General features: G+C 72.8%; 25 protein-coding genes. 10 read left to right on the top strand and 15 right to left on the bottom strand.

Annotated elements, in window-relative coordinates:
- Nucleotides 1-312 precede the first annotated feature (312 nt).
- Nucleotides 313-1008 carry an ATP-binding protein gene (locus tag BLW86_RS14225; RefSeq protein WP_093874398.1) on the bottom strand — a complete coding sequence of 232 codons (696 nt, stop codon included), beginning with the start codon at nucleotides 1006-1008 and terminating at the stop codon, nucleotides 313-315.
- A 52-nt stretch (nucleotides 1009-1060) separates the two neighbouring features.
- On the opposite strand from BLW86_RS14225, the gene BLW86_RS14220 reads away from it, so the two are divergent.
- Nucleotides 1061-1459: a hypothetical protein gene (locus BLW86_RS14220; RefSeq protein WP_093874397.1), complete on the top strand. Its 399-nt coding sequence runs from the start codon at nucleotides 1061-1063 to the stop codon at nucleotides 1457-1459.
- 24 nt (nucleotides 1460-1483) lie between these two features.
- On the opposite strand, the gene BLW86_RS43790 is transcribed toward BLW86_RS14220, so the two are convergent.
- The 4 genes from BLW86_RS43790 to deoC form a co-directional block, all read right to left on the bottom strand.
- Nucleotides 1484-2803 (bottom strand): TerD family protein, encoded by a 1320-nt coding sequence (locus tag BLW86_RS43790; protein WP_093874396.1) that lies wholly within the window; start codon nucleotides 2801-2803, stop codon nucleotides 1484-1486.
- Nucleotides 2804-2993: 190 nt separating this feature from the next.
- A complete protein-coding gene (locus tag BLW86_RS14210; protein WP_093874395.1) occupies nucleotides 2994-3887 on the bottom strand; it encodes an aldehyde dehydrogenase family protein in 894 nt (297 codons plus the stop codon).
- Nucleotides 3880-5316 carry an aldehyde dehydrogenase family protein gene (locus BLW86_RS14205; RefSeq protein WP_093874394.1) on the bottom strand — a complete coding sequence of 479 codons (1437 nt, stop codon included), beginning with the start codon at nucleotides 5314-5316 and terminating at the stop codon, nucleotides 3880-3882. The genes BLW86_RS14210 and BLW86_RS14205 overlap by 8 nt, the downstream gene beginning before the upstream one ends.
- 5 nt (nucleotides 5317-5321) lie before the next feature.
- Nucleotides 5322-6281 carry a deoxyribose-phosphate aldolase gene (gene deoC, locus BLW86_RS14200; protein WP_030687418.1) on the bottom strand — a complete coding sequence of 320 codons (960 nt, stop codon included), beginning with the start codon at nucleotides 6279-6281 and terminating at the stop codon, nucleotides 5322-5324.
- A 252-nt stretch (nucleotides 6282-6533) separates the two neighbouring features.
- Here deoC and BLW86_RS14195 point away from each other — a divergent pair, with 252 nt between their 5' ends.
- From BLW86_RS14195 to BLW86_RS14185, 3 genes are all read left to right on the top strand, one after another.
- Nucleotides 6534-7682 (top strand): hypothetical protein, encoded by a 1149-nt coding sequence (locus BLW86_RS14195; RefSeq protein ID WP_093874393.1) that lies wholly within the window; start codon nucleotides 6534-6536, stop codon nucleotides 7680-7682.
- 175 nt (nucleotides 7683-7857) lie between these two features.
- Nucleotides 7858-8475 carry a class F sortase gene (locus BLW86_RS14190; RefSeq protein WP_093874392.1) on the top strand — a complete coding sequence of 206 codons (618 nt, stop codon included), beginning with the start codon at nucleotides 7858-7860 and terminating at the stop codon, nucleotides 8473-8475.
- A gap of 34 nt (nucleotides 8476-8509) precedes the next feature.
- A complete protein-coding gene (locus BLW86_RS14185; RefSeq protein ID WP_093874391.1) occupies nucleotides 8510-9253 on the top strand; it encodes a PH domain-containing protein in 744 nt (247 codons plus the stop codon).
- A 238-nt stretch (nucleotides 9254-9491) separates the two neighbouring features.
- Here BLW86_RS14185 and BLW86_RS14180 read toward each other — a convergent pair whose 3' ends face one another.
- The 3 genes from BLW86_RS14180 to BLW86_RS14170 all read right to left on the bottom strand — a co-directional run bounded on the left by BLW86_RS14180 (nucleotide 9492) and on the right by BLW86_RS14170 (nucleotide 12936).
- Nucleotides 9492-11144, bottom strand: coding sequence for a phospho-sugar mutase (locus BLW86_RS14180; protein ID WP_093874390.1), 1653 nt, complete (start codon nucleotides 11142-11144; stop codon nucleotides 9492-9494).
- Nucleotides 11145-11497: 353 nt separating this feature from the next.
- A complete protein-coding gene (locus BLW86_RS14175; protein ID WP_030687411.1) occupies nucleotides 11498-12301 on the bottom strand; it encodes a purine-nucleoside phosphorylase in 804 nt (267 codons plus the stop codon).
- A 197-nt stretch (nucleotides 12302-12498) separates the two neighbouring features.
- Nucleotides 12499-12936, bottom strand: coding sequence for a gamma-glutamylcyclotransferase family protein (locus tag BLW86_RS14170; protein WP_017239758.1), 438 nt, complete (start codon nucleotides 12934-12936; stop codon nucleotides 12499-12501).
- Nucleotides 12937-13242: 306 nt separating this feature from the next.
- Here BLW86_RS14170 and BLW86_RS14165 point away from each other — a divergent pair, with 306 nt between their 5' ends.
- Complete coding sequence (locus BLW86_RS14165; protein WP_093874389.1) at nucleotides 13243-14682, top strand: NAD(P)H-quinone dehydrogenase; 1440 nt, start codon at nucleotides 13243-13245, stop codon at nucleotides 14680-14682.
- Between the two features lie 225 nt (nucleotides 14683-14907).
- Nucleotides 14908-15834 (top strand): DeoR/GlpR family DNA-binding transcription regulator, encoded by a 927-nt coding sequence (locus BLW86_RS14160; RefSeq protein ID WP_093874388.1) that lies wholly within the window; start codon nucleotides 14908-14910, stop codon nucleotides 15832-15834.
- Nucleotides 15835-15886: 52 nt separating this feature from the next.
- On the opposite strand, the gene BLW86_RS14155 is transcribed toward BLW86_RS14160, so the two are convergent.
- A complete protein-coding gene (locus tag BLW86_RS14155; protein WP_093874387.1) occupies nucleotides 15887-16432 on the bottom strand; it encodes a TetR/AcrR family transcriptional regulator in 546 nt (181 codons plus the stop codon).
- Between the two features lie 77 nt (nucleotides 16433-16509).
- Nucleotides 16510-18264 carry an acetyl/propionyl/methylcrotonyl-CoA carboxylase subunit alpha gene (locus tag BLW86_RS14150; RefSeq protein WP_093874386.1) on the bottom strand — a complete coding sequence of 585 codons (1755 nt, stop codon included), beginning with the start codon at nucleotides 18262-18264 and terminating at the stop codon, nucleotides 16510-16512.
- A gap of 384 nt (nucleotides 18265-18648) precedes the next feature.
- On the opposite strand from BLW86_RS14150, the gene BLW86_RS14145 reads away from it, so the two are divergent.
- Nucleotides 18649-19086, top strand: a complete 438-nt coding sequence (locus BLW86_RS14145) for a hypothetical protein (protein ID WP_256341307.1) — start codon at nucleotides 18649-18651, stop codon at nucleotides 19084-19086.
- A gap of 15 nt (nucleotides 19087-19101) precedes the next feature.
- On the opposite strand, the gene BLW86_RS14140 is transcribed toward BLW86_RS14145, so the two are convergent.
- The 3 genes from BLW86_RS14140 to BLW86_RS14130 all read right to left on the bottom strand — a co-directional run bounded on the left by BLW86_RS14140 (nucleotide 19102) and on the right by BLW86_RS14130 (nucleotide 20711).
- Nucleotides 19102-19707, bottom strand: a complete 606-nt coding sequence (locus tag BLW86_RS14140; RefSeq protein WP_093874384.1) for a nucleoside triphosphate pyrophosphatase — start codon at nucleotides 19705-19707, stop codon at nucleotides 19102-19104.
- 104 nt (nucleotides 19708-19811) lie between these two features.
- Nucleotides 19812-19940, bottom strand: coding sequence for a morphogenic membrane protein MmpB (gene mmpB / locus BLW86_RS43150; protein ID WP_093874383.1), 129 nt, complete (start codon nucleotides 19938-19940; stop codon nucleotides 19812-19814).
- A gap of 102 nt (nucleotides 19941-20042) precedes the next feature.
- Nucleotides 20043-20711, bottom strand: a complete 669-nt coding sequence (locus BLW86_RS14130; RefSeq protein ID WP_371129489.1) for a TetR/AcrR family transcriptional regulator — start codon at nucleotides 20709-20711, stop codon at nucleotides 20043-20045.
- Nucleotides 20712-20748: 37 nt separating this feature from the next.
- On the opposite strand from BLW86_RS14130, the gene BLW86_RS14125 reads away from it, so the two are divergent.
- Entirely contained in the window at nucleotides 20749-22164 is a 1416-nt protein-coding gene (locus BLW86_RS14125; RefSeq protein WP_093874381.1) for an MFS transporter, read from the top strand.
- Nucleotides 22165-22229: 65 nt separating this feature from the next.
- On the opposite strand, the gene BLW86_RS14120 is transcribed toward BLW86_RS14125, so the two are convergent.
- The gene (locus tag BLW86_RS14120) at nucleotides 22230-22442 is read right to left on the bottom strand and encodes an acyl-CoA carboxylase epsilon subunit (protein WP_030687388.1); all 213 of its coding nucleotides are present in this window, start codon (nucleotides 22440-22442) and stop codon (nucleotides 22230-22232) included.
- Between the two features lie 26 nt (nucleotides 22443-22468).
- Nucleotides 22469-24073 (bottom strand): acyl-CoA carboxylase subunit beta, encoded by a 1605-nt coding sequence (locus BLW86_RS14115; protein WP_093874380.1) that lies wholly within the window; start codon nucleotides 24071-24073, stop codon nucleotides 22469-22471.
- 134 nt (nucleotides 24074-24207) lie between these two features.
- Here BLW86_RS14115 and BLW86_RS14110 point away from each other — a divergent pair, with 134 nt between their 5' ends.
- Complete coding sequence (locus BLW86_RS14110; protein WP_093874379.1) at nucleotides 24208-25053, top strand: biotin--[acetyl-CoA-carboxylase] ligase; 846 nt, start codon at nucleotides 24208-24210, stop codon at nucleotides 25051-25053.
- A 238-nt stretch (nucleotides 25054-25291) separates the two neighbouring features.
- Nucleotides 25292-26437 (top strand): adenylate/guanylate cyclase domain-containing protein, encoded by a 1146-nt coding sequence (locus BLW86_RS14105; RefSeq protein WP_093874378.1) that lies wholly within the window; start codon nucleotides 25292-25294, stop codon nucleotides 26435-26437.
- The last annotated feature ends 3 nt before the right edge of the window (nucleotides 26438-26440 follow it).

Genomic DNA, 26440 nt, shown 5'->3' with positions numbered 1-26440 from the left:
AACGGGTGGGCACAACGGAACGGCGCCCCTTGCCGGCGCCCGAGGCTCCCGCGCCTGAACCCGCACCGGATGCGCGCCGCACCACGTGGTGCGGGTCCAGGCGCGGAACGCGGGGGCGCCGCTGAGGGCGCCGTCCCGTGTGCCCACCCTCCCCCAAGCTCTCGGCTTCGCTCGAGCAGGGGGGACCCCCTCGCCCCAGCGGGACGATTGCCCACACGGGGGTGGCGGGAAGGGCACTGCACAGCGGGCGCCGCCCACACGGGCGGGGGCACCGCCCCACCAGGCGCGGGCCCCACACGGGGGACGGGGCGGTCAGTTCGGCGCCGGAGTGCGGTGGCGGCCCGCCGCCGCTGCCGCCAGCCGACCCAGCGCCTCCGGCTTCGCGCAGGGGTGCGCGCCCAGGGCGGTCTGGCGGGCGACGATCGCGCGCTCGGCGCGCATCAGGCGCCAGCCGCGACGCAGCAGGAACGGGACGGACTTGCGGCCCTCGCGGAGGTCGCGCAGGAGCCGGCGGCGGAAGGTCGTCGAGGGGCGGCCGCGCAGGCACAGCGCGTCCGCGAGGACGTCCAGTTCGCGGCAGCGGGTCACGATCTCGGCCGCGAAGATGCCCTCCGCCACGAAGAGCGGGGTCCGTGCGATGTCGAGCAGCTCGTGGTCCACCCGGGAGCTGGTGGCGATGTCGTACACGGGGACGTCGGTCCGTCCCGTACGGCACAGCTCGACGATCGCGGCGACGGCGGCGTCCGCGTCCCAGGACCGTGGGGAGTCCCAGTCGATGTCCGTACTGCCGTCGACGAGCGGGAGCGACGGGTCGTCGCCGTCCTTGTAGAAGTCGTCGAGGCGCAGGACCGGGAGGCCGGCGAGGGCGGCGAGGGACGACTTGCCGGAGCCGGAGGGGCCCGCGAGCAGGACGACCCGGATCGGGATCGGTTGGGAACTCACGGAACACCAGTGTGAGGCATTCCCCCGTACAGGGGACCACCGAGGAAGGCCGTTGGTATCGAGCATCACACCTCGACTACTGTCGGTGCCCGCTCGCTCACCCCTTGGAAGGATCTCCATGGCGCGTCACGCAGCCCCCCGGACCCCCCGCCGCAGCGCCCTGCTCAAGGCCGGTCTCACCGTCACGGCGGCGGGCGCCGCGATGATCGGCGCGGGTGCCGGGGCGCAGGCCGCCGCGCCGGTCCCGCTGCCCCTCGACTCGTTGAGCCGGACGGACGCCGGCGCGGCCGGGGCGGGCGCGCTGGACGGCGTCACCCACGGGGTGGGCCCGCTGACCCGGCTTCAGCTCGACCCGCTGGCCAACACCGGCGTCGACCCGCTCGACAACGGCCTCGGCACGCAGGTCGCCGACTTCAAGCCGGTCGGCACGAACCTGGTCACCGACCACGTCACGAAGGGCGGCGCGGTCGCCGATCTGCCGCTGGTCGGTGGCGTGACCCAGGGGCTGCTGCCGTAGGACGGCGACGAGGCGCGCGGAGGTTCAGCGCCTGCCCCACCGGAGCCGGCCCTGTGCCCTGCGGGGCTCGGGCGCCTTGCCGGGGACGCCGCTGTGTGGCCGTACCTCCTTCAGGCGCGCGTGCCACGGCCCGTCCGCCCGCATGAGGTGGACGATGACGGGGCCCTCGGGCAGCGGGACGGTCTCCCGGCGCCGGCCGATCTCGTTGACGGCGGAACTCCCGGGGCTCGGGAGGCTGGTGGGGTCGTCGTGCTCCGCCAGTTCGTAGACGTAGACGATGAAGTTGTCGTCGCCCTTGTAGCGGAAGACGGCATCGGCCGTTCCCCCGGTGTGCAGCAGGACGTCCGGACCCTCGCACTCCAGCCGGTCCTCGGTCAGGCGCCGGGCGGCCGCCAGCGGCAGGACCCGCATCTCCCAGGGGCCGTCCGCCCGCAGTTTCAGCCGAAGCCGTCCGTTCTCCGGTACGGAGACGAGCAGGCGGCCCCGGAAGTTCTCCTGCGTGCTGTTGACGAGGCTGCTCCCCTGCTTGTTGAGCCGGTCGAGCGGCCACAGCCCCGTGTACCCGTCGCCGTCGACGGCGAGTTCGACCACGACCGGGCCGGGCGGGAGGTCCTTCACGGTGATCACGTCGTTGCCCGGGCCGCTGCGCGTGTGCGGCTCGAAGAAGCCGCCGAACGTCCAGTCCGGCACCGGTGTGGGGGAGGAGTACGGAGCCGGGGCCGGAGCCGTCGGGAGCCGGAACGGGACCTCCGGGGCCCGGACCTCCGGGGCCCGGACCTCCGGGGACCGGGGTTCTGGTGTCCGGGGTTCTGGGTCCTGGGGCTCCGGGGGCAGGGGCTTCGCCGGGGGTTCCTCCGCCACGTCCACCCCGTGGTCCACCGCCAGGCCTTCGAGGCCGTTCAGGTAGCCCTGGCCCACCGCGCGGAACTTCCAGCCGCCCGCGCGCCGGTACAGCTCCGCGAGCACCATCGCGGTCTCGCCGCCGGCGTCGGTCGTGTCGTAGCGCGCGACCGAGGAGCCGTCCGGCGCGAACGCCTCCACGGACAGCCCGTCCACGTCCCGCAGCGCGCCGTTCTCCGTCGACACGACCACGAGGACGCGGGAGACGTCCTCCTCGACCGCCGTGAGCCCGGTCTCCAGCCACACCGCGCCCTCCTCGCCGCCGACGAGCCGCACGGCGCCCGACGGGTGGACCGGGGCGCCGTGGAACACGATGTCCGCGTCCCCCCGGACCCGGCCCCGCTCCGTCAGCAGCAGTGCCGCGACGTCGACGGCGCCGCGCACGGCCATGCGCAGCGGCACGGTGGGGACGAAGGCGTTGCCTCCCTTGATCAGTGCCCCCATGACGTACCGGCCCCTCCGCTCACGTCTCCTCCGCTCCTGTCCCCGCCACGAAGGATCACCACTGGATCTTGCGATCGGCCTGGGCGGCGGGGCAAGACCCGTGGGGAGGGGAACGGAGAACGGCCCCCGGGCAGTGCTGCTGCCCGGGGGCCGTCCTCCACCGGTGCCGGCCGGTACGAGGAGCCGCTCGCTAGTACGAGGAGCCGCTCGCGCCCAGCGAACCCGTGGGGTGCCAGACCGTCTTCGTCTCCAGGAAGGCGGTCATGCGGTCCGTGCCGGGGGACTCGGTGAAGTCCTCGGTGCGGGGGCGCAGGACGCGCTTCAGGTTGTCCGCCGCCGCGATCTCCAGGTCGCGGGCCAGGTCGCCCTCGGTCGCGCCCGTCAGGTCGATGGCGTTGACGTCCTGGTGGGCCGCGAGGTGCGGGCCCATCTCGGAGGCCTTGCCGGAGAGGATGTTGACCACGCCGCCGGGGAGGTCGGAGGTGGCCAGGACCTCGCCCAGCGAGAGCGCCGGGAGCGGGGCCTTCTCGCTGGCGATGACGACGGCCGTGTTGCCCGTCGCGATCACCGGGGCGATCACCGAGACCAGGCCGAGGAAGGACGAGTCCTGCGGGGCCACGACCGTCACGACGCCCGTCGGCTCCGGGGTCGACAGGTTGAAGTACGGGCCCGCGACCGGGTTCGCGCCGCCCACGACCTGGGCGATCTTGTCGGTCCAGCCCGCGTACCAGACCCAGCGGTCGATGGCCGCCTCGACGACCTCGGCCGCCTTGTTCTTGGACAGGCCCTCCGCGTGCGCGACCTCGTGCACGAACTGGCCCTTGCGCCCCTCCAGCATCTCGGCGACGCGGTAGAGGATCTGGCCGCGGTTGTACGCGGTGGCGCCCGCCCAGCCGCCGAAGGCCTTGCGCGCGGCGACGACCGCGTCACGGGCGTCCTTGCGGGAGGAGAGCGGCGCGTTCGCCAGCCACTTGCCCTTGGAGTCCGTCACCTCGTACACCCGGCCGCTCTCGGAGCGGGGGAACTTGCCCCCGACGTACAGCTTGTAGGTCTTGAAGACACTGAGGCGCGTCACATCAGACATCGAGGTAGGCCTCCAGACCGTGGCGGCCGCCCTCGCGGCCGAAGCCCGACTCCTTGTAGCCGCCGAAGGGCGAGGTCGGGTCGAACTTGTTGAACGTGTTGGCCCAGACGACACCGGCCCGGAGCTTGTTGGCGACCGCGAGGATGCGGGAGCCCTTCTCCGTCCAGATGCCGGCCGACAGGCCGTACTGGCTGTTGTTGGCCTTGGCGACGGCCTCGTCGGGCGTACGGAAGGACAGCACCGACAGGACCGGGCCGAAGATCTCGTCGCGGGCGATCCGGTGCGCCTGTGTGACGTTCGTGAAGAGCGTCGGGGCGAACCAGTAGCCGGCCGACGGGAGCTCGCACGCGGCGGTCCAGCGCTCGGCGCCCTCCGCCTCGCCCTCATCCACCAGCGAGGTGATGCGGGCCAGCTGCTCGGACGAGTTGATCGCGCCGATGTCGGTGTTCTTGTCGAGCGGGTCGCCGAGGCGGAGCGTCGACAGACGGCGCTTGAGGCTGTCGAGCAGCTCGTCCTGGATCGACTCCTGGACGAGGAGGCGCGAGCCCGCGCAGCAGACCTGGCCCTGGTTGAAGAAGATGCCGTTGACGATGCCCTCGACGGCCTGGTCGATGGGGGCGTCGTCGAAGACGATGTTGGCGCCCTTGCCGCCCAGCTCCAGGGTCACCTTCTTGTCCGTGCCGGCGACCGAGCGCGCGATGGCCTTGCCGACGGCGGTCGAACCGGTGAAGGCGACCTTGTTCACGTCCGGGTGCCCGACGAGGGCCGCGCCCGTCTCCCCGTACCCGGGAAGGATGTTGACGACGCCCTTCGGCAGCCCGGCCTGGCGGCAGATGTCCGCGAAGAACAGGGCGGAGAGCGGGGTCGTCTCGGCCGGCTTGAGCACGACCGTGTTGCCGGTCGCGAGCGCCGGGGCGATCTTCCACGCCAGCATCAGCAGCGGGAAGTTCCACGGGATGACCTGGCCGGCCACGCCCAGCGGGCGCGGGTTCGCGCCGTAGCCCGCGTGGTCGAGCTTGTCGGCCCAGCCCGCGTAGTAGAAGAAGTGCGCGGCGACCAGCGGGAGGTCCGCGTCGCGGGTCTCCTTGATCGGCTTGCCGTTGTCCAGGGTCTCCAGGACGGCCAGCTCGCGGCTGCGCTCCTGGATGATCCGGGCGATCCGGAAGAGGTACTTGGCGCGCTCGGAGCCGGGCAGCGCCGACCACTTCTCGAAGGCCTTGCGCGCCGCCCTCACCGCGCGGTCCACGTCCTCGGCGCCCGCCTGGGCGACCTCGGAGAGCACCTCCTCGGTGGAGGGGGAGACGGTCTTGAAGACCTTGCCGTCGGCGGCTTCGACGAACTCGCCGTCGATGAACAGGCCGTAGCTCGGCGCGATGTCGACGACCGAGCGCGACTCCGGTGCCGGTGCGTACTCGAATGCAGATGCCATGTTGATCAGTCCACCGTCACGTAATCGGGGCCGGAGTAACGGCCGGTCGCCAGCTTCTGGCGCTGCATCAGCAGGTCGTTGAGCAGGCTGGAAGCGCCGAAGCGGAACCAGTGGTTGTCCAGCCAGTCCTCGCCCACGGTCTCGTTGACGAGAACCAGGAACTTGATCGCTTCCTTGGTGTTGCGGATGCCGCCGGCCGGCTTCACGCCGATCTGCACGCCGGTCTGGGCGCGGAAGTCGCGCACCGCCTCCAGCATGAGGAGGGTGTTCGCCGGGGTGGCGTTGACCGCGACCTTGCCGGTCGAGGTCTTGATGAAGTCCGCGCCCGCCATCATGCCGAGCCAGGAGGCGCGGCGGATGTTGTCGTACGTGGAGAGCTCGCCGGTCTCGAAGATCACCTTGAGGCGGGCGCGGTCGCCGCACTCGGCCTTGATGGCGGCGATCTGCTCGTACACCTCCATGTACCGGCCGGCGAGGAAGGCGCCACGGTCGATGACCATGTCGATCTCGTCGGCGCCGGCGGCGATGGCGTCGGCGGTGTCGGCCAGCTTCACGGGGAGCGCGGCGCGCCCGGCCGGGAAGGCGGTGGCGACCGAGGCGACCTTGACGCCCGAGCCCGCGACGGCGGCCTTGGCGGTGGCCACCATGTCGGGGTAGACGCAGACGGCGGCGGTCTTCGGGGTCGTGCGGTCGGTCGGATCGGGGTTGACGGCCTTGGCGGCGAGCGCCCGGACCTTGCCCGGGGTGTCCGCGCCTTCGAGCGTCGTCAGGTCGATCATGGAGATGGCCAGGTCGATGGCGTACGCCTTGGCCGTGGTCTTGATCGAGCGGGTGCCGAGGGACGCGGCGCGCGCCTCCAGGCCGACGGCGTCGACGCCGGGCAGCCCGTGGAGGAAGCGGCGCAGCGCACTGTCGGACGCGGTCACGTCGGCGAATGCGAGAGCTGCGGGTGCAGTGGTGGGCATGGTCACCAGTCGAGCATATCTACGCGCGTAGCGACCTGTACAGGGGAGCCCGTTCATCGAGCCCGAGGTCACAGGGGGTCCTCCGGCGTGGTGATGCCCGTCACGCGGCTGTGACGCGGAGCGGACGGCTCCCGAATACAAGATCAATAGATTTTCGTTCAGCAGCCAGCCAGACCTCACCGGACACAGTCGGACCGAGAAAAAGCGGCATGCGACTCTCCCATCCACCTGCCTGATCTCACAGGAGTCGTTATGCGCACCGCCCTTCGCACCGCCATCGCCACCGCCCTCGTCGCGGGTGTCGCGATCACCGCCCCGGCCCTCGCCGCCGGTGCGGCCTTCGCCGCCGACGGCCCGACCGCCGTCAGCCCCGTGACCGATGCGAAGTCCGCTGCGCAGCCGTCCGCCGAACCGTCCGCCGAGGCCCCCGCGGACCCGGCGGCCGGCCCCGCCGCCGGGACCCCGGCGAAGCCCGGCACCGAGCCGACCGCGAAGCCCGAGGCGAAGCCCTCCGCCAAGCCGTCCGAGGAGGCCCCCGCCCCGGCGACCCGTGGCCCCAAGCCCGGTCCGGCCGTCATGCTCGGCCCCTGCACCGCCGAGTGGGTCATCGCCGCCGCCGGCCCCTACGACATGACCCTGACGCTCACCCACGACGCGAAGAAGGGCCCGAAGGCCGTCCTCAAGGACGCGAACGGCACCGTCATCGCCACCGTGGACCGCGACCACCCCGACAACGCCCGCTACGGCCTCACCATCCAGGACGCCCACAGCCGCTACCCGGGCCTCGGCGACCGCCCCCAGGGCGGCGTCCCCTACACCTGGCACGCCTTCACCCGGCTGCCCGTCGAGTGCTTCGACGCCTCGGTCCCCGCCTCGGTCCCCGAGCTGACCGGACCGGTCAAGACCGGCGAGTGCACCGTCCGGGAGGTCATCGCCGCGGACTTCGGCAGGCGCTGGCGGATCGTCCTCACCAACGACCTGAAGAAGGGCCCGACGGCGGTCATGATCGACCCCGACGGCCAGGTCATGGACGCCGTCGACCGCGACCGCCCCGGCCTGAGCCCCTTCGGCCTCCGGATCAAGGGCGCGGACACCCTCACCCCGCTCCTCGGCCAGCGCGTCCAGAGCGTCGAGACGCCGAAGGAGCGTTGGAGCGACTTCCCGAAGCTCCCCAAGGGCTGCGGTGAGAAGGGCACCCCCGCCGGCAACGGCAACATCGCCGCCACGAACACCGGCCAGACCTCGGTGATCCCCCAGGGCGGCGTCGCGGCCGGCGCCGAGTTCGCCACCGAGGACGACTCCACCGCGCTGATCGCGGTCGGCGCGGGCGCGGCCTCGCTCGCCGCCGCGGGCCTCGGCTTCGTCGTCCTGCGCCGCCGGGCGGCCGGCGCCCGCGGCTGAGCCGTACGGGCCGGGCCGTACGTCCTGCACCCCGTACGGCCCGAAGCTCACCCCCAGCCGCCCGCTGCCGACCCCGTACCGCCCCCTGCCCCTGACCCGAGCAGGCACCACCACGCCCCAGGCCGGTCGCCGCGTCCCGCGCGGCGACCGGCCACACCCCGTCCGGAGCCGTCCCGTGAACCGCCGCCCCCGTACCGCGCTCGTCCTCGTCGCCGCACTCACCGCGCTCACCGGCTGCTCCGCCGGTGGCGAGACCGCCGCCACCCCGCCCGCCCACATCTCGCGGGCCGCCGCCGCCCCGAAGGCGACCGCGGCCCCCGTCCGGCCGATGGCACGCTCGCTGCCCGTCCGGGTCCGGGTGCCCGCCGCCGGGGTCGACGCCGGCTCCGTCCTCTCCCTCGGCCTGAACGCCGACGGCACCGTCGAGGTGCCCTCGGTCGCGGACGCCGACCGGATCGGCTGGTACGACAAGGGCGTCACGCCCGGGGAGACCGGCCCCGCCGTCCTCATCGGCCACTTCGACACCGCGCGCGGCCCGGCCGTCCTGAAGAACGTCTCCCGGGTCCGGGTCGGCGACGAGATCACCGTGGCCCGCGCCGACGGCACGACCGCCGTCTTCCGGGTCCGGGAGCTGGAGCAGGTCGACAAGGACGCCTTCCCGACGGCCAAGGTGTACGGGAACACCACCCGCCCCGAGCTGCGCCTCGTCACCTGCGGCGGGGAGCTGGTCGACGGCCACCGGCCCGACAACATCATCGTGTACGCGGACCTGGTGGCCGCGCGGGCCGCCTGAGCCCCACCCCGCCCGCTGAGGCACAATCGGCGGCATGACGACCCCCGAGCCGACCCCCGAGCCCAGCCACGAGCCGAGCCGCGAGTCGACCCCCGAGCAGCCGTCCGCGGGGCAGACCCCCGGGCGGACCCCCGGCGGACAGTCCTCCGGCGGGCAGGCCTCCGCCGCGCCCGTCTCCGCCGACAAGGTCCACCGGTCGCCCCTCGGCGTCGCGAGCGGGGTCTTCCTGCTGCTCCTCGCGGCCCTGTTCGCCGCGGACGCGATGGCCCGCGGCGAGGGCCGCACGCCCTGGTTCGCGCTCGCGGGCCTCGTCCTCGCCGTCCCGCTGATCGCCGCCTTCACGATCCGGCCCGCCGTGTACGTGAACGAGGACCGGCTCCGCATCCGCAACCCGTTCCGGTCGATCACGCTGCCCTGGGCCTCGGTCGCCGACGTCCGCGCCGGCTACTCCAGCGAGGTCTTCACGCAGGAGGGCGCCAAGTACCAGCTGTGGGCGATCCCCGTCTCGCTGCGCCAGCGGAAGAAGGCCGCCCGCAACGCCGCCCGCGCCTCCCAGGACGATCCGCACGGCCGTACCTCCGTCACCGCCGACGTACGGGACAACGCCTCCCGGATCGCGCCGAGCGACAAGACCGTCGCCGAGCTGCGCGAGCTCGCCGAGCTGCACGCCACGTCCCCGGGCGCGCAGGGTGAGCCGCGGGTGCGCTGGGCGTACGAGATCGTCGGCCCCGCGCTGGCCGGGCTGCTGCTGCTCGTGGTCCTGCTCGCGACGGGCTGAGCCGGGAGCCGGGAGCTGGATCCTGGATCCAGCTCCAACCTCTTGGATCCAACCTCTTGGATCCAACCTCTTGGATCCAAGCTTCTGGATCCAAGCTTCTGGATCCAAGCTTCTGGATCCAAGCTTCTGGATCCAGGCTCCAGGATCCGAACTCCGAGCTCCTGGATCCGCACACGCCGAAGGGCCGGTACGGAATCGCTTCCGCACCGGCCCTTCCGCGTATCCGCGTCCCCGCGCCCTACAGCCCGGCGGCCCCGGACAGGTCCCTCTTGATCGCGGCCAGCAGCTCCGCGCCCGTCGCGCGGGCCGCCGCCAGTTCGCTCGCGTCGGCGACCGGGACGACGACCTCCAGGTAGCACTTGAGCTTGGGCTCGGTGCCGCTCGGGCGGACGATCACCCGGGCCTTGTAGTCGCCCTCCAGGTGGTAGCGCAGCCCGTCCGTCGGCGGCAGCGACTCCGTGCCCTTCGTCAGGTCCTCGGCCGAGACGACCGTCAGACCGGCGAGGGAGACCGGCGGCCGCTCGCGCAGCGCGGCCATCGCGTTCGCGATGATCCCCAGGTCCTCGACCCGCACCGACAGCTGGTCCGTGGCGTGCAGCCCGTGCGCCACCGCCAGGTCGTCGAGCAGGTCGGTCAGCGTCCGGCCCTGCTCCTTGAGGACCGAGGCCAGCTCGGTGACGAGGAGCGCCGCCGTGATGCCGTCCTTGTCGCGGACGCCCTCCGGGTCGACGCAGTAGCCGAGCGCCTCCTCGTAGCCGTACCGCAGGCCGTCGACGCGGGCGATCCACTTGAAGCCGGTCAGCGTCTCCTCGTAGCCGACGCCCGCCGCCTCGGCGATGCGGCCGAGCAGCGAGGACGACACGATCGACTCGGCGAAGACGCCGGTGGCGCCCTTGTGCACCAGGTGCGCGGCGAGCAGCGCGCCCACCTCGTCGCCGCGGAGCATCCGCCAGCCGCCGTCGACTGAGGCGTCCGGCACGGCCACGGCGCAGCGGTCGGCGTCGGGGTCGTTGGCGATCACGAGGTCGGGGTCCACGGCGCGGGCGGCCTCGAAGGCCAGGTCCATGGCGCCCGGCTCCTCCGGGTTCGGGAAGGCGACCGTCGGGAAGGCCGGATCCGGGTCGGCCTGCTCGGCGACGAGCGCGGGCGGCGGGAAGCCGGCACGGCCGAACGCGGCCGTCAGGACCTCCTTGCCGACGCCGTGCATGGCCGTGTAGACGGTCCGCGCGGTGCGGGGGGAGCCGGGGGTCAGGACGGCGTCCGTGCGCTCCAGGTAGGCGTTCAGGACCTCGTCGCCCAGGGTCTCCCAGCCCTCGGTGGGGCGCGGCACGTCGTCCAGCGAGCGGACCGCGGCGATCTCGGCGGCGATCTCCGCGTCGGCCGGCGGCACGATCTGCGAGCCGTCGCCCAGGTAGACCTTGTAGCCGTTGTCGCGCGGCGGGTTGTGGCTCGCGGTCACCTCGACGCCGGCGACGGCGCCCAGGTGCCTTATGGCGTACGCGAGGACGGGCGTCGGCAGCGGACGGGGGAGCAGCGCGGCGCGCAGCCCGGCGCCCGTCATCACGGCGGCGGTGTCCCGGGCGAAGTCGGCCGACTTGTAGCGGGCGTCGTAGCCGATGACGACGAGACCGCCGGTCTCGCCCTTCGCCTTCAGGTACGCGGCGAGGCCGGCGGCGGCCCGGATGACGACCGAGCGGTTCATCCGCATGGGCCCGGCGCCGAGCTCACCACGGAGGCCGGCGGTGCCGAACTGCAGGGTGCCGCTGAAGCGGGTGGTGAGCTCGTCGGTGGCGTTGCGGTCGAGGAGCGCGGCGAGTTCGTCGCGGGTCTCCTGGTCGGGGTCCTCGGCGAGCCACGCCTGGGCCCGGGCGAGGAGGTCGTCCTGCGTCACGGTGGTGTGCCTTTCGGGGGATGCGGGCGGGAGGGGCGGCGGGCGGGTGCGGGCCGGCGGGGTGTGCGGTGGCCGCTGTGCGGAGCCTTCCCCCACCCCGCCCCTTCCCGAAACGGGGGGGCAGGCCCCCAGCCCCCCCCGTACGGCCTGCGGCCGTGTCCTCGAACGTCGGACGGGCTGGGGATCAGCCCCGCTGGGGCCCCACGCCGCCAGGCGTAGGGGGAGGGGTGGGGAGGAAGCCCCGCGCAGCGGGTCCCGGCGAGCCGGACGACCCGGCGGTCGGAGGCCGCCGCAGCGCTCCGAAGCCCGATCGGCCCCAGGGGGCCGATCGGTGCGAGGAGCGCCGGAGGAACTCAGATCCGGTCGAGGACCCGCGTCAGCAGCTCACCCATCCGCGCCGCCGAGTCGCGCCCCGCCTGGAGCACCTCCTCGTGGTTCAGCGGCTCGCCCGAGAGCCCCGCCGCCAGGTTGGTGACGAGGGAGATGCCGAGGACCTCGGCGCCGGCCTCGCGGGCCGCGATGGCCTCCAGGACGGTGGACATGCCGACGAGGTCGCCGCCCATGACGCGGACCATGTTGATCTCGGCCGGGGTCTCGTAGTGCGGGCCGGGGAACTGGACGTACACGCCCTCCTCCAGCGTCTCGTCGACCTCCTTGCACAGCGCGCGCAGGCGCGGCGAGTACAGGTCGGTGAGGTCGACGAAGTTCGCGCCGACGATCGGGGAGGCGGCCGTCAGGTTGATGTGGTCGCTGATGAGGACCGGCTGGCCGGGGCGCATGCCCTCGCGGAGGCCGCCGCAGCCGTTGGTCAGGACGACGGTCTTGCAGCCGGCGGCGACGGCGGTGCGGACGCCGTGGGCGACGGAGGCGACGCCCCGGCCCTCGTAGAAGTGGGTGCGGCCGAGGAAGACCAGCGCGCGCTTCTCACCGATCTTGTACGAGCGGACCTTGCCGCCGTGGCCCTCGACGGCCGGCGGCGGGAAGCCGGGGAGCTCGGTCACCGGGAACTCGGCCTCGGGGGCGCCGAGGGCGTCGACGGCGGGCGCCCAGCCGGAGCCCATGACCAGGGCGACGTCGTGGTTCTCGACACCGGTCAGCTCGCGAAGACGTGCGGCAGCGGCCTCGGCGGCCTCGTACGGGGTGGCAGTTGCGTTCACTGACTCTCTCGCCTCGGGGAGGGGGGTCCGAGGGGAACCCCGGACGGATTTGGTACGCGCAGAAGCGTAGCCGGAGAATTCCTACGCGCGTAGATGACGATGCTGACGGACATGCGATCGTTGTCTTGTCGTTTCCGACGAACGGCGGAAATCGGTCGCCCGGACGGAGCGACAGGCCCGCCGGGGATCGGCCCGGCTCAGCAGGGGCGCTTGCGCAACTCCATCACGTAGTCGTGCGGCGCGCCCGCCGACTCGGCCGCGTCGGCGACCTCGCCCAGGTACCGCGCGGACGGCAGCCCGCCCTCGTACGCGTTGAGGACGTACACCCAGGCGGGCTCCTCGCCGTCCAGGGTGTGCACCCGCACCCGCATCCGCCGGTAGATGTCGAGGCCCACGCCCTCCCACCGGTCCATGGAGTCCTCGTCCATCGGCGCGATGTCGTACAGCGCCACGAAGACCTGGGAGCGCGGGGCCTCCACGATCGTGGCCAGCGCTCCCTCCCAGCCCATCTGCTCGCCGCCGAAGGTGAGCCGCCAGCCGTTCAGCCAGCCGGTGCCGCGCAGCGGGGAGTGCGGTGCGCGGCGGCTCATCAGCCGCGCGTCGAGGTTGCCGGCGAAAGCGGCGTAGAGCGACATGGGACCGAGAGTACGGGAGGGGGCGGGATGCCCGACGAAACCCGAGGTGGGGATCGTCCGGAGCCCGGCGCGGGCGGCGCGGGACCCCGAGCGCGACCGTGCGGAACCGCCGGAGCGCGCCCCCCGGACCCCGCCCCCGGGGCCGTCCGGGCGTTCGTGCGCCCCTTCGGCAGGCCCCGGCGCGAGGTCGCGCCGGGAGTGCGGGAGAATGGGCTACGCACTTGAAGCGTGCGGGACAATGGCGTACGCACTGCATCCCAGCGGGGGGACTCCCCGGCAGAACGAGAGCGCGAGGCGTAGATCCCAGTGACCCGGATCGTGATCATCGGCGGCGGACCCGGCGGATACGAGGCGGCCCTGGTGGGCGCCCAACTCGGCGCGGAGGTGACCGTCGTCGACACCGACGGACTCGGCGGCGCCTCCGTCCTGACCGACTGCGTCCCCTCCAAGACCCTGATCGCCACCGCCGAGGTGATGACCACCTTCGACTCCTCCTACGAGGAGCTGGGCATCATCGTCGCGGACGACACCCCGCACATCGAGCAGGCCGCCCGGGTCGTCGGCGTGGACCTCGGCAAGGTGAACCGCCGGGTGAAGCGCCTCGCGCTCGCCCAGTCCCACGACATCACCGCCTCCGTCACCCGGGCCGGCGCCCGGGTCCTGCGCGGCCGCGGCCGGCTGGACGGGCGGCAGGCGATGGACGGCTCCCGCCAGGTGGTCGTCACCGCCGCCGACGGCACCGAGGAGACGCTGACCGCCGACGCGGTGCTGATCGCGACCGGCGGCCACCCGCGCGAGGTGCCCGACGCCAAGCCGGACGGCGAGCGCATCCTGAACTGGACCCAGGTCTACGACCTGAAGGAGCTCCCCGAGGAGCTCATCGTGGTCGGCTCCGGCGTCACCGGCGCCGAGTTCGCCGGCGCCTACCAGGCGCTCGGCTCCCGGGTCACCCTCGTCTCCTCCCGCGACCGCGTCCTGCCCGGTGAGGACCCGGACGCCGCCGCCGTCCTGGAGGACGTCTTCCGGCGCCGCGGCATGAACGTCATGGCCCGCTCCCGCGCCGAGTCCGCGAAGCGGGTCGGCGAGCGGGTGGAGGTCACCCTCTCCGACGGCCGGGTCATCTCCGGCACCCACTGCCTGATGGCGGTCGGCGCGATCCCGAACTCGGCCGGCATGGGCCTGGAGGAGGCCGGGGTCAAGCTGAAGGACTCCGGTCACATCTGGACCGACAAGGTCTCCCGTACGACCGCCCCCGGCGTCTACGCGGCCGGTGACGTCACGGGCGTCTTCGCGCTCGCCTCGGTCGCCGCCATGCAGGGCCGGATCGCGATGTACCACTTCCTCGGCGACGCGGTGGCCCCGCTCAACCTGAAGACGGTCTCCTCGAACGTCTTCACCGACCCCGAGATCGCCACCGTCGGCTACACCCAGGCCGACGTGGACGCGGGCAAGATCGACGCCAAGGTCGTCAAGCTGCCGCTGCTGCGCAACCCCCGCGCGAAGATGCAGGGCATCCGGGACGGCTTCGTGAAGATCTTCTGCCGTCCGGGCACCGGCATCGTGGTCGGCGGCTGCGTCGTCGCGCCGAAGGCGAGCGAACTGATCCATCCGATCTCGATCGCGGTCGACAACAATCTGACGGTCGAACAGATCGCAAATGCTTTCACCGTGTACCCCTCCCTGTCGGGCTCGATCGCGGAAGTGGCACGGCAGTTGCACACCCGAAAGGCGACCGGCGAGGCCTGAGGCCCCGCCCCGCGCGGGCCCCCGCCTGCGGGAACGGTTCGCCGACTCGGACAACCCCCGGCAAGGCGGGGCATACGACGATCAACGACGGGGTCTCCCATATCACTTGGAGACCCCGTCCGTGCGCATCTTCTGCAATTCGGCGCATAGTGCTGAAAACTATCGGCCGGTCACGTTACTGTCAGTTTCGTGTTCGCTGCAGAACGTCGCCAGTTGATCCTCGAAATGGTGCGAGCCAATGGGGCCGTGTCGCTCCGCGAGCTCGCCCGCGTCGTCCAGACCTCTGAAGTGACCGTACGGAGAGACGTACGGGCCCTTGAGGCAGAAGGACTCCTCGACCGCCGCCACGGCGGTGCGGTGTTGCCGGGCGGATTCACGCGAGAATCCGGCTTCCCGCAGAAATCCCATCTCGCCACAGCGGAGAAGACGGCCATCGCCGACGTCGCCGCGAGCCTCGTCGAAGAGGGCGAGGCCATCGTCGTCGGCGCCGGGACGACCACGCAGGAGCTGGCCCGCCGGCTCGCCCGCGTGCCCGGCCTGACCGTGGTCACCAACTCCCTGCTCGTCGCCCAGGCCCTCGCCCACGCCAACCGGGTCGAGGTCGTCATGACCGGGGGCACTCTGCGCGGCTCCAACTACGCCCTCGTGGGCAGCGGGGCCGAGCAGTCGCTCCAGGGGCTCCGGGTCTCCCGGGCCTTCCTCTCCGGCAGCGGTCTGACCGCCGAGCGCGGCCTGTCCACGTCCAACATGCTCTCCGCGAGCGTGGACCGGGCGCTCGTGCAGGCGGCGGCCGAGGTCGTGGTCCTCGCCGACCACACCAAGCTCGGCTCCGACACCATGTTCCAGACGGTGCCGACGGACGTCATCACCCGCCTGGTGACCGACGAGCCCCCCGCCCACGACGAGCGGGCCGCCACCGAGCTCCAGGCCCTCGCCGACCAGGGCGTGCAGATCGCCGTCGCCGGTACGGGCGCGGCGACCGGTCCCGCCGGTGGTGAGCAGCTCCCTCCGGGCGCCCGGCCCCGCCGTGACATGCCGCTCCCCGTCCAGCGCGGGCGGATGGCGGCCGGTCAGTTCCGGGGACCGGGCGGCGCGATGGCAGCGGAGACGCTGGAGCGCACGGCCCGGGTCGCGGACATGCGCCGCCGCTGAAGCCACCCGAGGGACCCTCCCCCAGGGGTCCCACGCCGTTCGGCCCCTCCGATCAATCCTTGAGTCCCCGAAGCGTCAGCGCGAGCAGGCGGTCCGCCAGAAGCGCGTCCTCCGGGCACTGCTCCGCCGCCAGCGCGATCGCGTTGGTCAGCTGCATCAGGTCGCCGATCGACACGTCGGCGCGCACCTGCCCCGCCTTCTGGGCCCGTTCGAGCAGCCGCTCGCCCGCCGCGCGCAGCGGATCGCTGCACCGCGCCAGGGCCGAACTCCGGTCGTGCGAGGCGGACATCAGCGCGTGCGCCAGCCCCCGGTACTCGCCCGCGTGGGCGATCAGCGCCCGCAGCCACTCCACGAGGGCCCGGCACGGAGCGTCCGCCTCCGCGAACTCCCGCGAGCGGTCGAGCAGTTCGGCCAGCGCCTCCTGGAAGACCGCGTTCAACAGGTCGGCACGGGTGGGGAAGTGACGGTAGAGGGTGCCGATCCCGACGCCCGCGCGGCGCGCGACCTCCTCCAGGGGTGCGTCCGCGCCCTGTTCCGCGAAGGCGGCGCGGGCTTCGACGAGCAGTCGCTCGTGGTTGCGGCGTGCGTCGGCGCGCATGTGCGAATGACTCCCCTCGACGAAGGGCCCGCAGGCGGCTGCCTGCGGGCCCTTCGTACCGTACTGGTCGCGACGGATCAGTCCTTGATGTCGCAGATGGTGGCACCGGAGGTGACGGAGGCGCCGACCTCGGCACTCAGGCCCTTGACGGTGCCGGAGCGGTGGGCGTTGAGGGGCTGTTCCATCTTCATGGCCTCCAGGACGACGATCAGGTCGCCCTCCTTGACCTCCTGGCCCTCCTCGACCGCGACCTTCACGATCGTGCCCTGCATCGGGGAGGCGAGGGTGTCGCCGGAGGCGGTCGGGCCGGACTTCTTGGCCGCGCGACGCTTCGGCTTCGCGCCGGCCGCCAGGCCGGTGCGGGCCAGGGTCATGCCGAGCGAGGAGGGCAGGGAGACCTCCAGGCGCTTGCCGCCGACCTCGACGACGATCGTCTCGCGGCCCGCCTCGTCCTCGTCGCCCTCGGCGCCGGCCGGGGCGAACGGCTTGATCTCGTTGACGAACTCCGTCTCGATCCAGCGGGTGTGGACGCGGAACGGGTCGGCGGTGAAGGCGGGGTCGACCACGACGGCCTGGTGGAACGGGATCGCCGTCGCCATGCCCTCGACCTTGAACTCCGCCAGGGCGCGCGCCGCGCGCTGCAGCGCCTGCTCGCGGGTGGCGCCGGTGACGATCAGCTTGGCCAGGAGCGAGTCCCAGGCCGGGCCGATCACCGAGCCGGACTCCACGCCCGCGTCGAGCCGGACGCCGGGGCCGGTCGGCGGGGCGAAGAGGGTGACGGTGCCGGGGGCGGGCAGGAAGTTGCGGCCCGGGTCCTCGCCGTTGATGCGGAACTCGAAGGAGTGACCGCGGATCTCCGGGTCGCCGTAGCCCAGCTCCTCGCCGTCGGCGATGCGGAACATCTCCCGCACCAGGTCGAGGCCCGTGACCTCCTCGGTCACCGGGTGCTCGACCTGCAGACGCGTGTTGACCTCCAGGAAGGAGATCGTGCCGTCGAGGCCGACGAGGAACTCGACCGTGCCGGCGCCGACGTAGCCGGCCTCCTTCAGGATCGCCTTCGACGCCGCGTACAGCTGCTCGTTCTGCGCCTCGGTCAGGAACGGCGCGGGGGCCTCCTCGACCAGCTTCTGGTGACGGCGCTGCAGCGAGCAGTCACGCGTGGAGACGACGACCACGTTGCCGTGGGAGTCGGCCAGGCACTGCGTCTCGACGTGGCGGGGCTTGTCGAGGTAGCGCTCGACGAAGCACTCGCCCCGGCCGAAGGCCGCCACGGCCTCACGGACGGCCGAGTCGTACAGCTCGGGGACCTCTTCGAGCGTGCGGGCGACCTTCAGGCCGCGACCGCCGCCGCCGAACGCGGCCTTGATCGCGATCGGCAGACCGTGCTCCTCGGCGAACGCCACGACCTCCTCGGCGCCCGAGACCGGGTCCGGGGTGCCGGCGACCAGCGGGGCGCCGGCGCGCTGCGCGATGTGACGGGCGGCGACCTTGTCACCCAGGTCCCGGATCGCCTGCGGCGGCGGGCCGATCCACGTCAGACCGGCGTCCAGCACCGCCTGCGCGAACTCCGCGTTCTCGGAGAGGAACCCGTAACCGGGGTGGACCGCGTCCGCGCCCGAGTCCTTCGCGGCCTGCAGGACCTTGGCCATGTCCAGATAACTGGTCGCCGGAGTGTCACCGCCCAGAGCGAACGCCTCGTCGGCCGCCCGGACATGCAGAGCGTCCCGGTCCGGCTCGGCGTACACGGCCACGCTGCCGATACCCGCGTCCCGGCACGCCCGGGCCACACGGACAGCGATTTCGCCACGGTTGGCGATGAGCACCTTGCGCACGATGGCTCCCTCCTTGAAACAAGCTGAGTTTAGGGACTGCCGACACGGCCTTTCGACCCGTCCCCAGTGGTGAGCTTGCCCACACGGAGCGTGACCACGGGCCCGCTCGGGTCGTGAATTCCCTTGTCGCACCACGGTACGCAGGGTTCCTTGACGGCACAGTAGCTCCGAGGTGTGGCGCAGGTCTCTGTTCGTGGGACCAGGGGCCGTTCGGGTTTCTTTGTGGAGTCCCTACGAATGGCTCAACGATTCTTTGCCCGGCCGTCCGTCAGCCTCCCGCCGTCGCCCGCCGTGTGCGAACCCTTGCCCGAGGGTTTACCGGCCAGTAGCCTTCGCGCTGTCGACCGTACTGTCGGTAACAGGCGAATCCAGGGGGTGGCCGAGGTGGCCCGCAGACCGATAGCGCTCGTGACGGCCGCGGTGCTCTTCCTCGAAGCGCCCGGCATCGTCGCGATCAACGCCGTCATGGCGGGCTTCGTGGAGGCCCAGTCGATGTCCCTCGACGGCATGGACCCCGACGCGATGGTCGCCGGCACCTGGGGCCTCGGCATCGCCTCCGGCGCCGCCCTCGCCCTCTGCGCCCTCGTCGCCCTCCTCGCGGGCGTCCGGGACCGCCGCCCGGGCCGCTTCGGCCGGGCGCTCCTCATCGGCTGCGCGATCGTCCACGGCGTCCTCGGCGCGGTCGCCGTCGCCCTCCTCGGCTGGGAAGCCTTCGCCTTCCTCGTGACCGTGCTCGGACTGGTCGTCCTCACCCTGGTGGCGTACGGCGAGGGGTACGAGAAGGGTGCCGGCGCCCCCGAGGAGGCACCGGCGTCCGCGTAGCGCCCTCACGGGCCGTCAGGTCCAGAGGTCGGTGATCTCGACGTCCAGCTTGCGCAGGAGCCGGCGCAGGAGCGGCAGGGACAGGCCGATCACATTGCCCGGGTCGCCGTCGATGCCGTCGATGAACGGCGCCGAGCGGCCGTCCAGGGTGAACGCGCCCGCCACGTGGAGCGGTTCGCCGCTCGCCACGTACGCGGCGATCTCCTCGTCCGTCGGCTCGCCGAAGCGGACCACGGTGGAGGCCGTCGCCGACTCGAAGCGCTTGGCGGCCGTGTCGTAGACGCAGTGGCCGGTCTGGAGGATGCCGACCCGGCCGCGCATCGCCTTCCAGCGGGCGGTGGCCTCCTCGGCGTCGGCCGGCTTGCCGAGGGCCTGCTTGTCGAGCTCCAGGACCGAGTCGCAGCCGATGACGAGCGCGCCGAACACCTCGGGCCGGGCGGCGACATGAGCGGCCTTCGCCTCCGCGAGGGCGAGTGCGAGCTCGGCCGGCGTCGGGGCGTGGACCTTGTCCTCGTCGACGCCGCTCACGATCACCTCGGGAGCGAGTCCGGCCTGCCGGAGCAGGCCGAGCCGGGCGGGGGAGGCGGAGGCGAGCACGACACGGCGCGGATCAGCAGTCATGGGGGCAGCGTAGCCAGTGGCGGGGTACGCACGCGCGCGTGGCTCGGCCCGCGCGCCCGGGGCCCGGTGCACGCGCGCGTGGCTCGGCCCGTACGCGCGCGTGGTCAGCGGGCGCTGGCCACGAACATCGCCACCACCATCGCCAGCGCCAGCAGCACGCCCGTGCGGCGGAGCATCGCCTGCATGTCGCGCAGGAACTTCGGCGGCTGGTTCTTCGGGTCGGACCACAGCATGCCTTCGATCCTGCGGGCGGGGCGCGCGGGGCGCCTGAGTACGGATACTCAGGCGCCCCGGTGCGGAAGGACTATTCGGGGAGGGACGCGCCGTACCGCGCCCTACGCCCCCACGAACACCCCGTCCCGCGCGGCCGCGAGCGCCGCCGTCACCGCCCGTTCCGCGACGGCCGCGTCGAGTTCCTCGCGGGTGACCGCGAAGCGGTAGTAGAGCGGCGCGGAGACGGCGCGGAGCAGTTCCACGGGGTCCGTCCCCGCCGGGATCTCGCCGCGCGCCGTGCCCTTGGCGACGACGGGGGCCCATTCGGCGAGCCGGGTCCGGTAGAAGCCGGCGAGGGCGCGGGCGCACTCCTCGTCGCAGGCCGCGGCGGCGATGACCGCGCGGAAGACGGCGCCCATCCGGGGGTCGGCGAGGGTGGCCCGGACGAGTTCGGCGTTGGCCCGCAGGTCGCCCGCGAGGGTGCCGGTGTCGGAGGCGGGGAGCGACTGCTCGGCCATGTCGTGCAGGAGGTCGGTGACCAGGCCGACGGGGGAGCCCCAGCGGCGGTAGACGGTGGTCTTGCCGACGCCGGCGCCCGCGGCGATGCGGTCCATGTTCAGGGCGTGGAAGCCGGTGTCGGCGAGGGCCTCCAGGGTGGCGTCGAGGACCGCCCTGCGGACCTTGGCGGTGCGGCCGCCGGGGCGCGTGGTGCCGGGCGTGGCCGGTCGGCTCTCAGTCAAACGGGTCTCCTGTTCCATTAACGCCATCGACTCTGCTACGGTACGGGACATCTTAACGGAACTTACCTCCCATTAAGGGGTCGTACGCATGGCCGCCCTCGATCTCCCCACGTCCACCTCCACCTCTGCCTCCAAGGACCCCGCCGAAGCCCGGATGACCGGACGGATGCGGCTCGTCCTCGTCGTCCTCCTCCTCGCCCAGTTCATGCTGGCCGTCGACTTCTCGATCCTGAACGTCGCCCTGCCCGTCATCGGCGAGGGACTCGGCTTCACCCTCGGCGGCCTCCAGTGGATCGCCACCGCCTTCGCCCTCGCCGCCGCCGGATTCACCCTCCTCTTCGGGCGTGTCGCCGACCTGGTCGGACGCCGCCGCCTCTTCCTCGGCGGCATGGCCGTCCTCGGCGTCTCCTCCCTCGCCGGAGGCCTCGCCACCGGCCCCGAGATGCTGATGGCCGCCCGCGTCGCCCAGGGCCTCGCCACCGCCGCCGTCACCCCCGCCGGGCTCTCCCTGCTCACCTCCTCCTTCCCGGAGGGCCCGCTGCGGGCCAAGGCACTGGGACTGAACGGCGCCCTCATGTCCGCGGGCTTCACCACCGGCGCGATCCTCGGAGGCGTCCTCACCGACCTGCTCTCCTGGCGCTGGGCCTTCCTCGTCAACGTCCCGGTGGCCCTCGCCGTGCTCCTCGTCGCCCCCGCCGTCCTGAAGGAGAGCCGCCCCGCCGTCCGGCCCCGCCTCGACGTCCCCGGCGCCGTCACCGTCACCGGCGGACTCCTCGCCCTCGTCTACGGCCTGACCGTCACCGGCGAGCACGGCTGGACCGACCCCACGGCGCTCGTCTCCCTCGCGGTCGGCGCCGTACTCCTCGCCGCCTTCGTCCTCGTCGAACGGCGGTCCGCCTCGCCCCTCGTCCCGATCCACGTCCTGAAGCGCCGCACGGTCGTCTGGGGCAACCTCGCCGGGCTCGTCGCCTTCGTCACCGAGACCTCCCTGGTCTTCCTGATGACCCTGTACCTCCAGGACGTCCTGGGCTTCTCCCCGCTCGCCGCCGGCCTCTCCTTCGGCGTCCTCGGCGCCGGCACGGTCCTCGGCGGAGTGGCCGCCTCCCGCTTCATCGGCCGCTTCGGTGCCCGCGCCGCCCTCGTCTCCGGCGGACTCCTCCAGGCCGCCGCCACGCTCGCCCTGTACGGCCTCGACGACCGCGGCGGCCTCGCGCTGCTGCTCGCCGCGACCTTCGCCGGCGGCGTCGGCAACATGCTCGCGATCGTCGGCTTCATGGTCACCGCCACCTCCGGCCTCCCCGACGGCGAGCAGGGCATGGCGACCGGACTGGCGACCATGACCCAGCAGATCGGCATCACCATGGGCACGCCGGTCATGAGCGCCGTCGTCGTCACCGCGCCCGTGCTCCTCGACGGCATCGGCCGCGCGGTCCTCGTCAACGCCGCGATCGTCGCCGCCGGAGCCGTGCTCTCCGGCCTCTTCCTGCGCCGTGCGCGAGCGTGAGGAAGCGGCATGCGAAAGGCCGGACCTCCCGCACAAGGGGTCCGGCCTTTCGCATGCCGCGACGGCTACACGGGCCAGTACGACCGCGCCCAGGCCCGCGGGCCCGGCCGCTGCCGCACCGCCCGCGCGATACGGGAGGGATCCGACCACCCCTCCGGTACCGCCGGGCCGCCCGCCTCGGCGGACGCCGCCGCCGTGGCCGCGGCCCGGGCTTGAACCACCGCCAGTGCGGCGGCCAACTCCTCCGGAGTCGGGTTGCCTCGTACGACCTTGATCATGTCGGCTCCTTGAGGGTCCGGACGGGCTAGAGCGGGATGTTGCCGTGCTTCTTCGGAGGCAGGGATTCCCGCTTCGTACGGAGCTGACGCAGGCCCTTGACGATCTGCGGGCGGGTGTCGGAGGGCAGGATCACGCCGTCGATGTAGCCGCGCTCGGCGGCGGTGTACGGGTTGAGGAGGGTGTCCTCGTACTCCCGGATGAGCCGGGCGCGCACCGCCTCCACGTCCTCGCCGTTCGCCTCCGCCTCCGCGATGGTCCGGCGGTGCAGGATGTTGACCGCGCCCTGCGCGCCCATGACCGCGATCTGCGCCGTCGGCCACGCCAGGTTCAGGTCGGCGCCCAGGTGCTTGGAGCCCATGACGTCGTACGCGCCGCCGAAGGCCTTGCGCGTGATGACCGTGATCAGCGGGACCGTCGCCTCCGCGTACGCGTAGATCAGCTTCGCGCCGCGCCGGATGATGCCGCCGTACTCCTGGTCCACGCCCGGCAGGAAGCCCGGCACGTCCACGAACGTCAGCACCGGGATGTTGAAGGCGTCGCAGGTGCGGACGAACCGCGCGGCCTTCTCCGAGGCGTCGATGTCCAGGCAGCCGGCGAACTGCATCGGCTGGTTGGCGACCACGCCCACCGGGAAGCCCTCGACGCGGCCGAAGCCGGTCACGATGTTCGGCGCGAACAGCGCCTGCGTCTCCAGGAACTCGCCGTCGTCCAGGACGTGCTCGATGACCCGGTGCATGTCGTACGGCTGGTTCGCCGAGTCCGGGACCAGCGTGTCGAGCTCCCGGTCCTCGTCCGTCACCCCGGTCTCCGCGACCTCCGGGAAGGCCGGCGGCTCCGAGAGATTGTTCGACGGGAGGTACGAGAGCAGGGACTTGACGTACTCGATCGCGTCCTTCTCGTCACCCGCCATGTGGTGCGCCACGCCGGACGTCGAGTTGTGCGTCCGGGCGCCGCCCAGCTCCTCGAAGCCCACGTCCTCGCCGGTCACCGTCTTGATGACGTCGGGACCGGTGATGAACATGTGCGAGGTCTGGTCCACCATCACCGTGAAGTCGGTGATCGCGGGGGAGTACACCGCGCCGCCCGCGGCGGGGCCCACGATCAGGGAGATCTGCGGGATCACCCCGGAGGCGTGGGTGTTGCGGCGGAAGATCTCGCCGTACATGCCGAGCGCGCTCACGCCCTCCTGGATGCGGGCACCGCCGGAGTCGTTGATGCCGACGACCGGGCAGCCGGTCTTCAGCGCGAAGTCCATCACCTTGATGATCTTCTGGCCGTACGTCTCGCCCAGCGCACCGCCGAAGACGGTGAAGTCCTGCGAGAACACCGCGACCGGACGGCCGTCCACCGTGCCGTAGCCGGTGACGACACCGTCTCCGTACGGCCGGTTCTTCTCCAGACCGAAGTTGGTCGAGCGGTGCCGGGCCAGCTCGTCCAGCTCCACGAACGAATCCTCGTCCAGGAGCAGGGCGATCCGCTCGCGCGCGGTCAGCTTGCCCTTGGCGTGCTGCTTCTCCACCGCGCGCTCCGAGCCGGCGTGCGTGGCCTCGTCGATACGGCGCTTGAGGTCCGCGATCTTGCCCGCGGTCGTGTGAATGTCGATCTCGTACTGCTCTGCCGGCTCGGACATCGGGATGCGGCTCCCTGCCTGGTCACGGGGGGTTCGTTGACTACGAATGGGCTACTGCTGGCCTACTGATCCGTAGCGTATCGACGGCGGTACGGTTCGGCACTGCGGTCTTTGCCACACCTAGTCTGGCTTGCATGACGACCTCCCAAGGCTCCGGCGGACCCTGGTCCGACCTCGACCGGCCCCCGTTGAACGCCCCCGCGCTGCGCCGCGCGCTCGTCCTCCCCGACGGCCTGTGGACCTCCCTCGACGTGGTCGGCAGCACCGGCTCCACCAACAGCGACCTCGCCGCCCGGGCCGACGAACTGCCCGAAGGCGCCGTGCTCGTGGCCGAGGAGCAGACCTCGGGCCGCGGTCGGCTCGACCGCACCTGGACCGCGCCCGCGCGCTCCGGGCTCTTCCTCTCCGTCCTCCTCAAGCCCGCCGTGCCCGTCCACCGCTGGGGCTGGCTCCCGCTGCTCACCGGCGTGGCCGCCGCCACCGGCCTCGCGAAGGCCGCCGGCGTCGACACCTCCCTCAAGTGGCCCAACGACCTCCTGGTTTCCGTCGCGGGCGAGGAACGCAAGGCCGGCGGCATCCTCGCCGAGCGCGCCGGCGCCGACGCCGTCGTCGTCGGCCTCGGCATCAACGTCACCCTCCGTGAGGACGAGCTGCCCGTCCCGGCGGCCGGCTCCCTCCTCCTCGCCGACGCGGTCTCCACCGACCGCGACACCCTCCTGCGGGCCGTCCTGCGCTCCCTCGAGCAGTACTACGGCGACTGGGTGCGGGCCGACGGCGACCCCGCCGCCTCCGGCCTCCAGGCGGCCTACGCGGCCGGCTGCGCCACCCTCGGCCGCCGCGTCCGCGCCGAGCTGCCCGGCGAGCGCATGCTGGAGGGCGAGGCCGTCGCCCTGGACGGCGACGGCCGCCTGGTCGTCGCCACGGAAGGCGGCGGCACGGAAGCGGTGGGAGCGGGCGACATCGTCCACCTGCGGACGTGACCCCCGGTGCGGGCATGCGTTCCGCGCCGTGGGGGCAATCGTTCCGCAGGGAGGAACGGGTGGGCACACCCCATGCGCGCGGCGCCCTCCGGCGCGTTCACCCCGACGGCCCGCGTGGCGTGAACCGGGGCGGCTGCTGTGCGCGCGTGACCCAGCGCACAGCTGCCGTATCGTTGACCGCGATCGATGGCGACAGATCGGCAGGGCAAGTGGGCAGGGAACGGGCAGGAGGCGGCCGGTGACCGCTGACGACGCGAGCAACGGCGGCGGCGCCCCGTCGGAACCGCCGACGTACCCCACCCCCCACCACGAGGTCGACCACACGGTGGAGCCGACCCACGACCCCCTCGCCATCCGCCTCGAACAGCTCATCCTCGGCGCCGACCGCCGCTACACCCCCTTCCAGGCCGCCCGCACCGCCGGCGTCTCCATGGAGCTCGCCTCGCGCTTCTGGCGGGCCATGGGCTTCGCCGACATCGGTCAGGCCAAGGCGCTCACCGAGGCCGACGTCCTCGCCCTGCGGCGGCTCGCCGGCCTCGTCGAGGCCGGGCTGCTCAGCGAGCCGATGGCCGTGCAGGTGGCCCGTTCCACCGGACAGACCACCGCGCGCCTCGCCGAGTGGCAGATCGACTCCTTCCTGGAGGGCCTCACCGAGCCGCCCGAGCCCGGCATGACCCGCACCGAGGTCACGTACCCGCTGGTCGAGCTGCTCCTGCCCGAGCTGGAGGAGTTCCTCATCTACGTGTGGCGCCGGCAGCTCGCCGCCGCCACCGGCCGGGTCGTCCAGGCCGCCGACGACGAGGAGATGGTCGACCGCCGGCTCGCCGTCGGCTTCGCGGACCTCGTCGGCTTCACCCGGCTCACCCGCCGCCTGGAGGAGGAGGAGCTCGGCGAGCTCGTCGAGGCCTTCGAGACCACCTGCGCCGACCTCGTCGCCGCGCACGGCGGCCGGCTCATCAAGACCCTCGGCGACGAGGTGCTGTACTGCGCCGACGACCCCGGCACGGCCGCCGAGATCGCGCTCCGGCTCATCGAGACCCTCGGTCACGACGAGACGATGCCCGCGCTGCGCGTCGGCATCGCCTTCGGCACGGTGACGACCCGGATGGGCGACGTCTTCGGCACCACCGTGAACCTGGCCAGCCGCCTCACCTCGATAGCCCCGAAGGACGCCGTCCTCGTCGACGGCGCCCTCGCGGAGGAGCTGACCAGGACCGGTGAGGCGCCCGCCTCGGAGACGGAGGCGGCCGAGGAGGCGGCCCGCGCGGAGAAGGAGGGCCGCCAGGCCGCCACGTACCGCTTCGCGCTCCAGCCCATGTGGCAGCGCCCGGTCCGAGGCCTCGGCGTCGTCGAACCCTGGCTCCTGAGCCGCCGGCCCACTTAGGGC

Origin of the sequence: Streptomyces sp. TLI_105, from assembly GCF_900105415.1 — a bacterium.
In the GTDB taxonomy this organism is placed as follows: domain Bacteria; phylum Actinomycetota; class Actinomycetes; order Streptomycetales; family Streptomycetaceae; genus Streptomyces.
The sequence above is the reverse complement of the archived record's forward strand: the minus strand, read 5'-3'. Positions and strand labels throughout refer to the sequence as shown.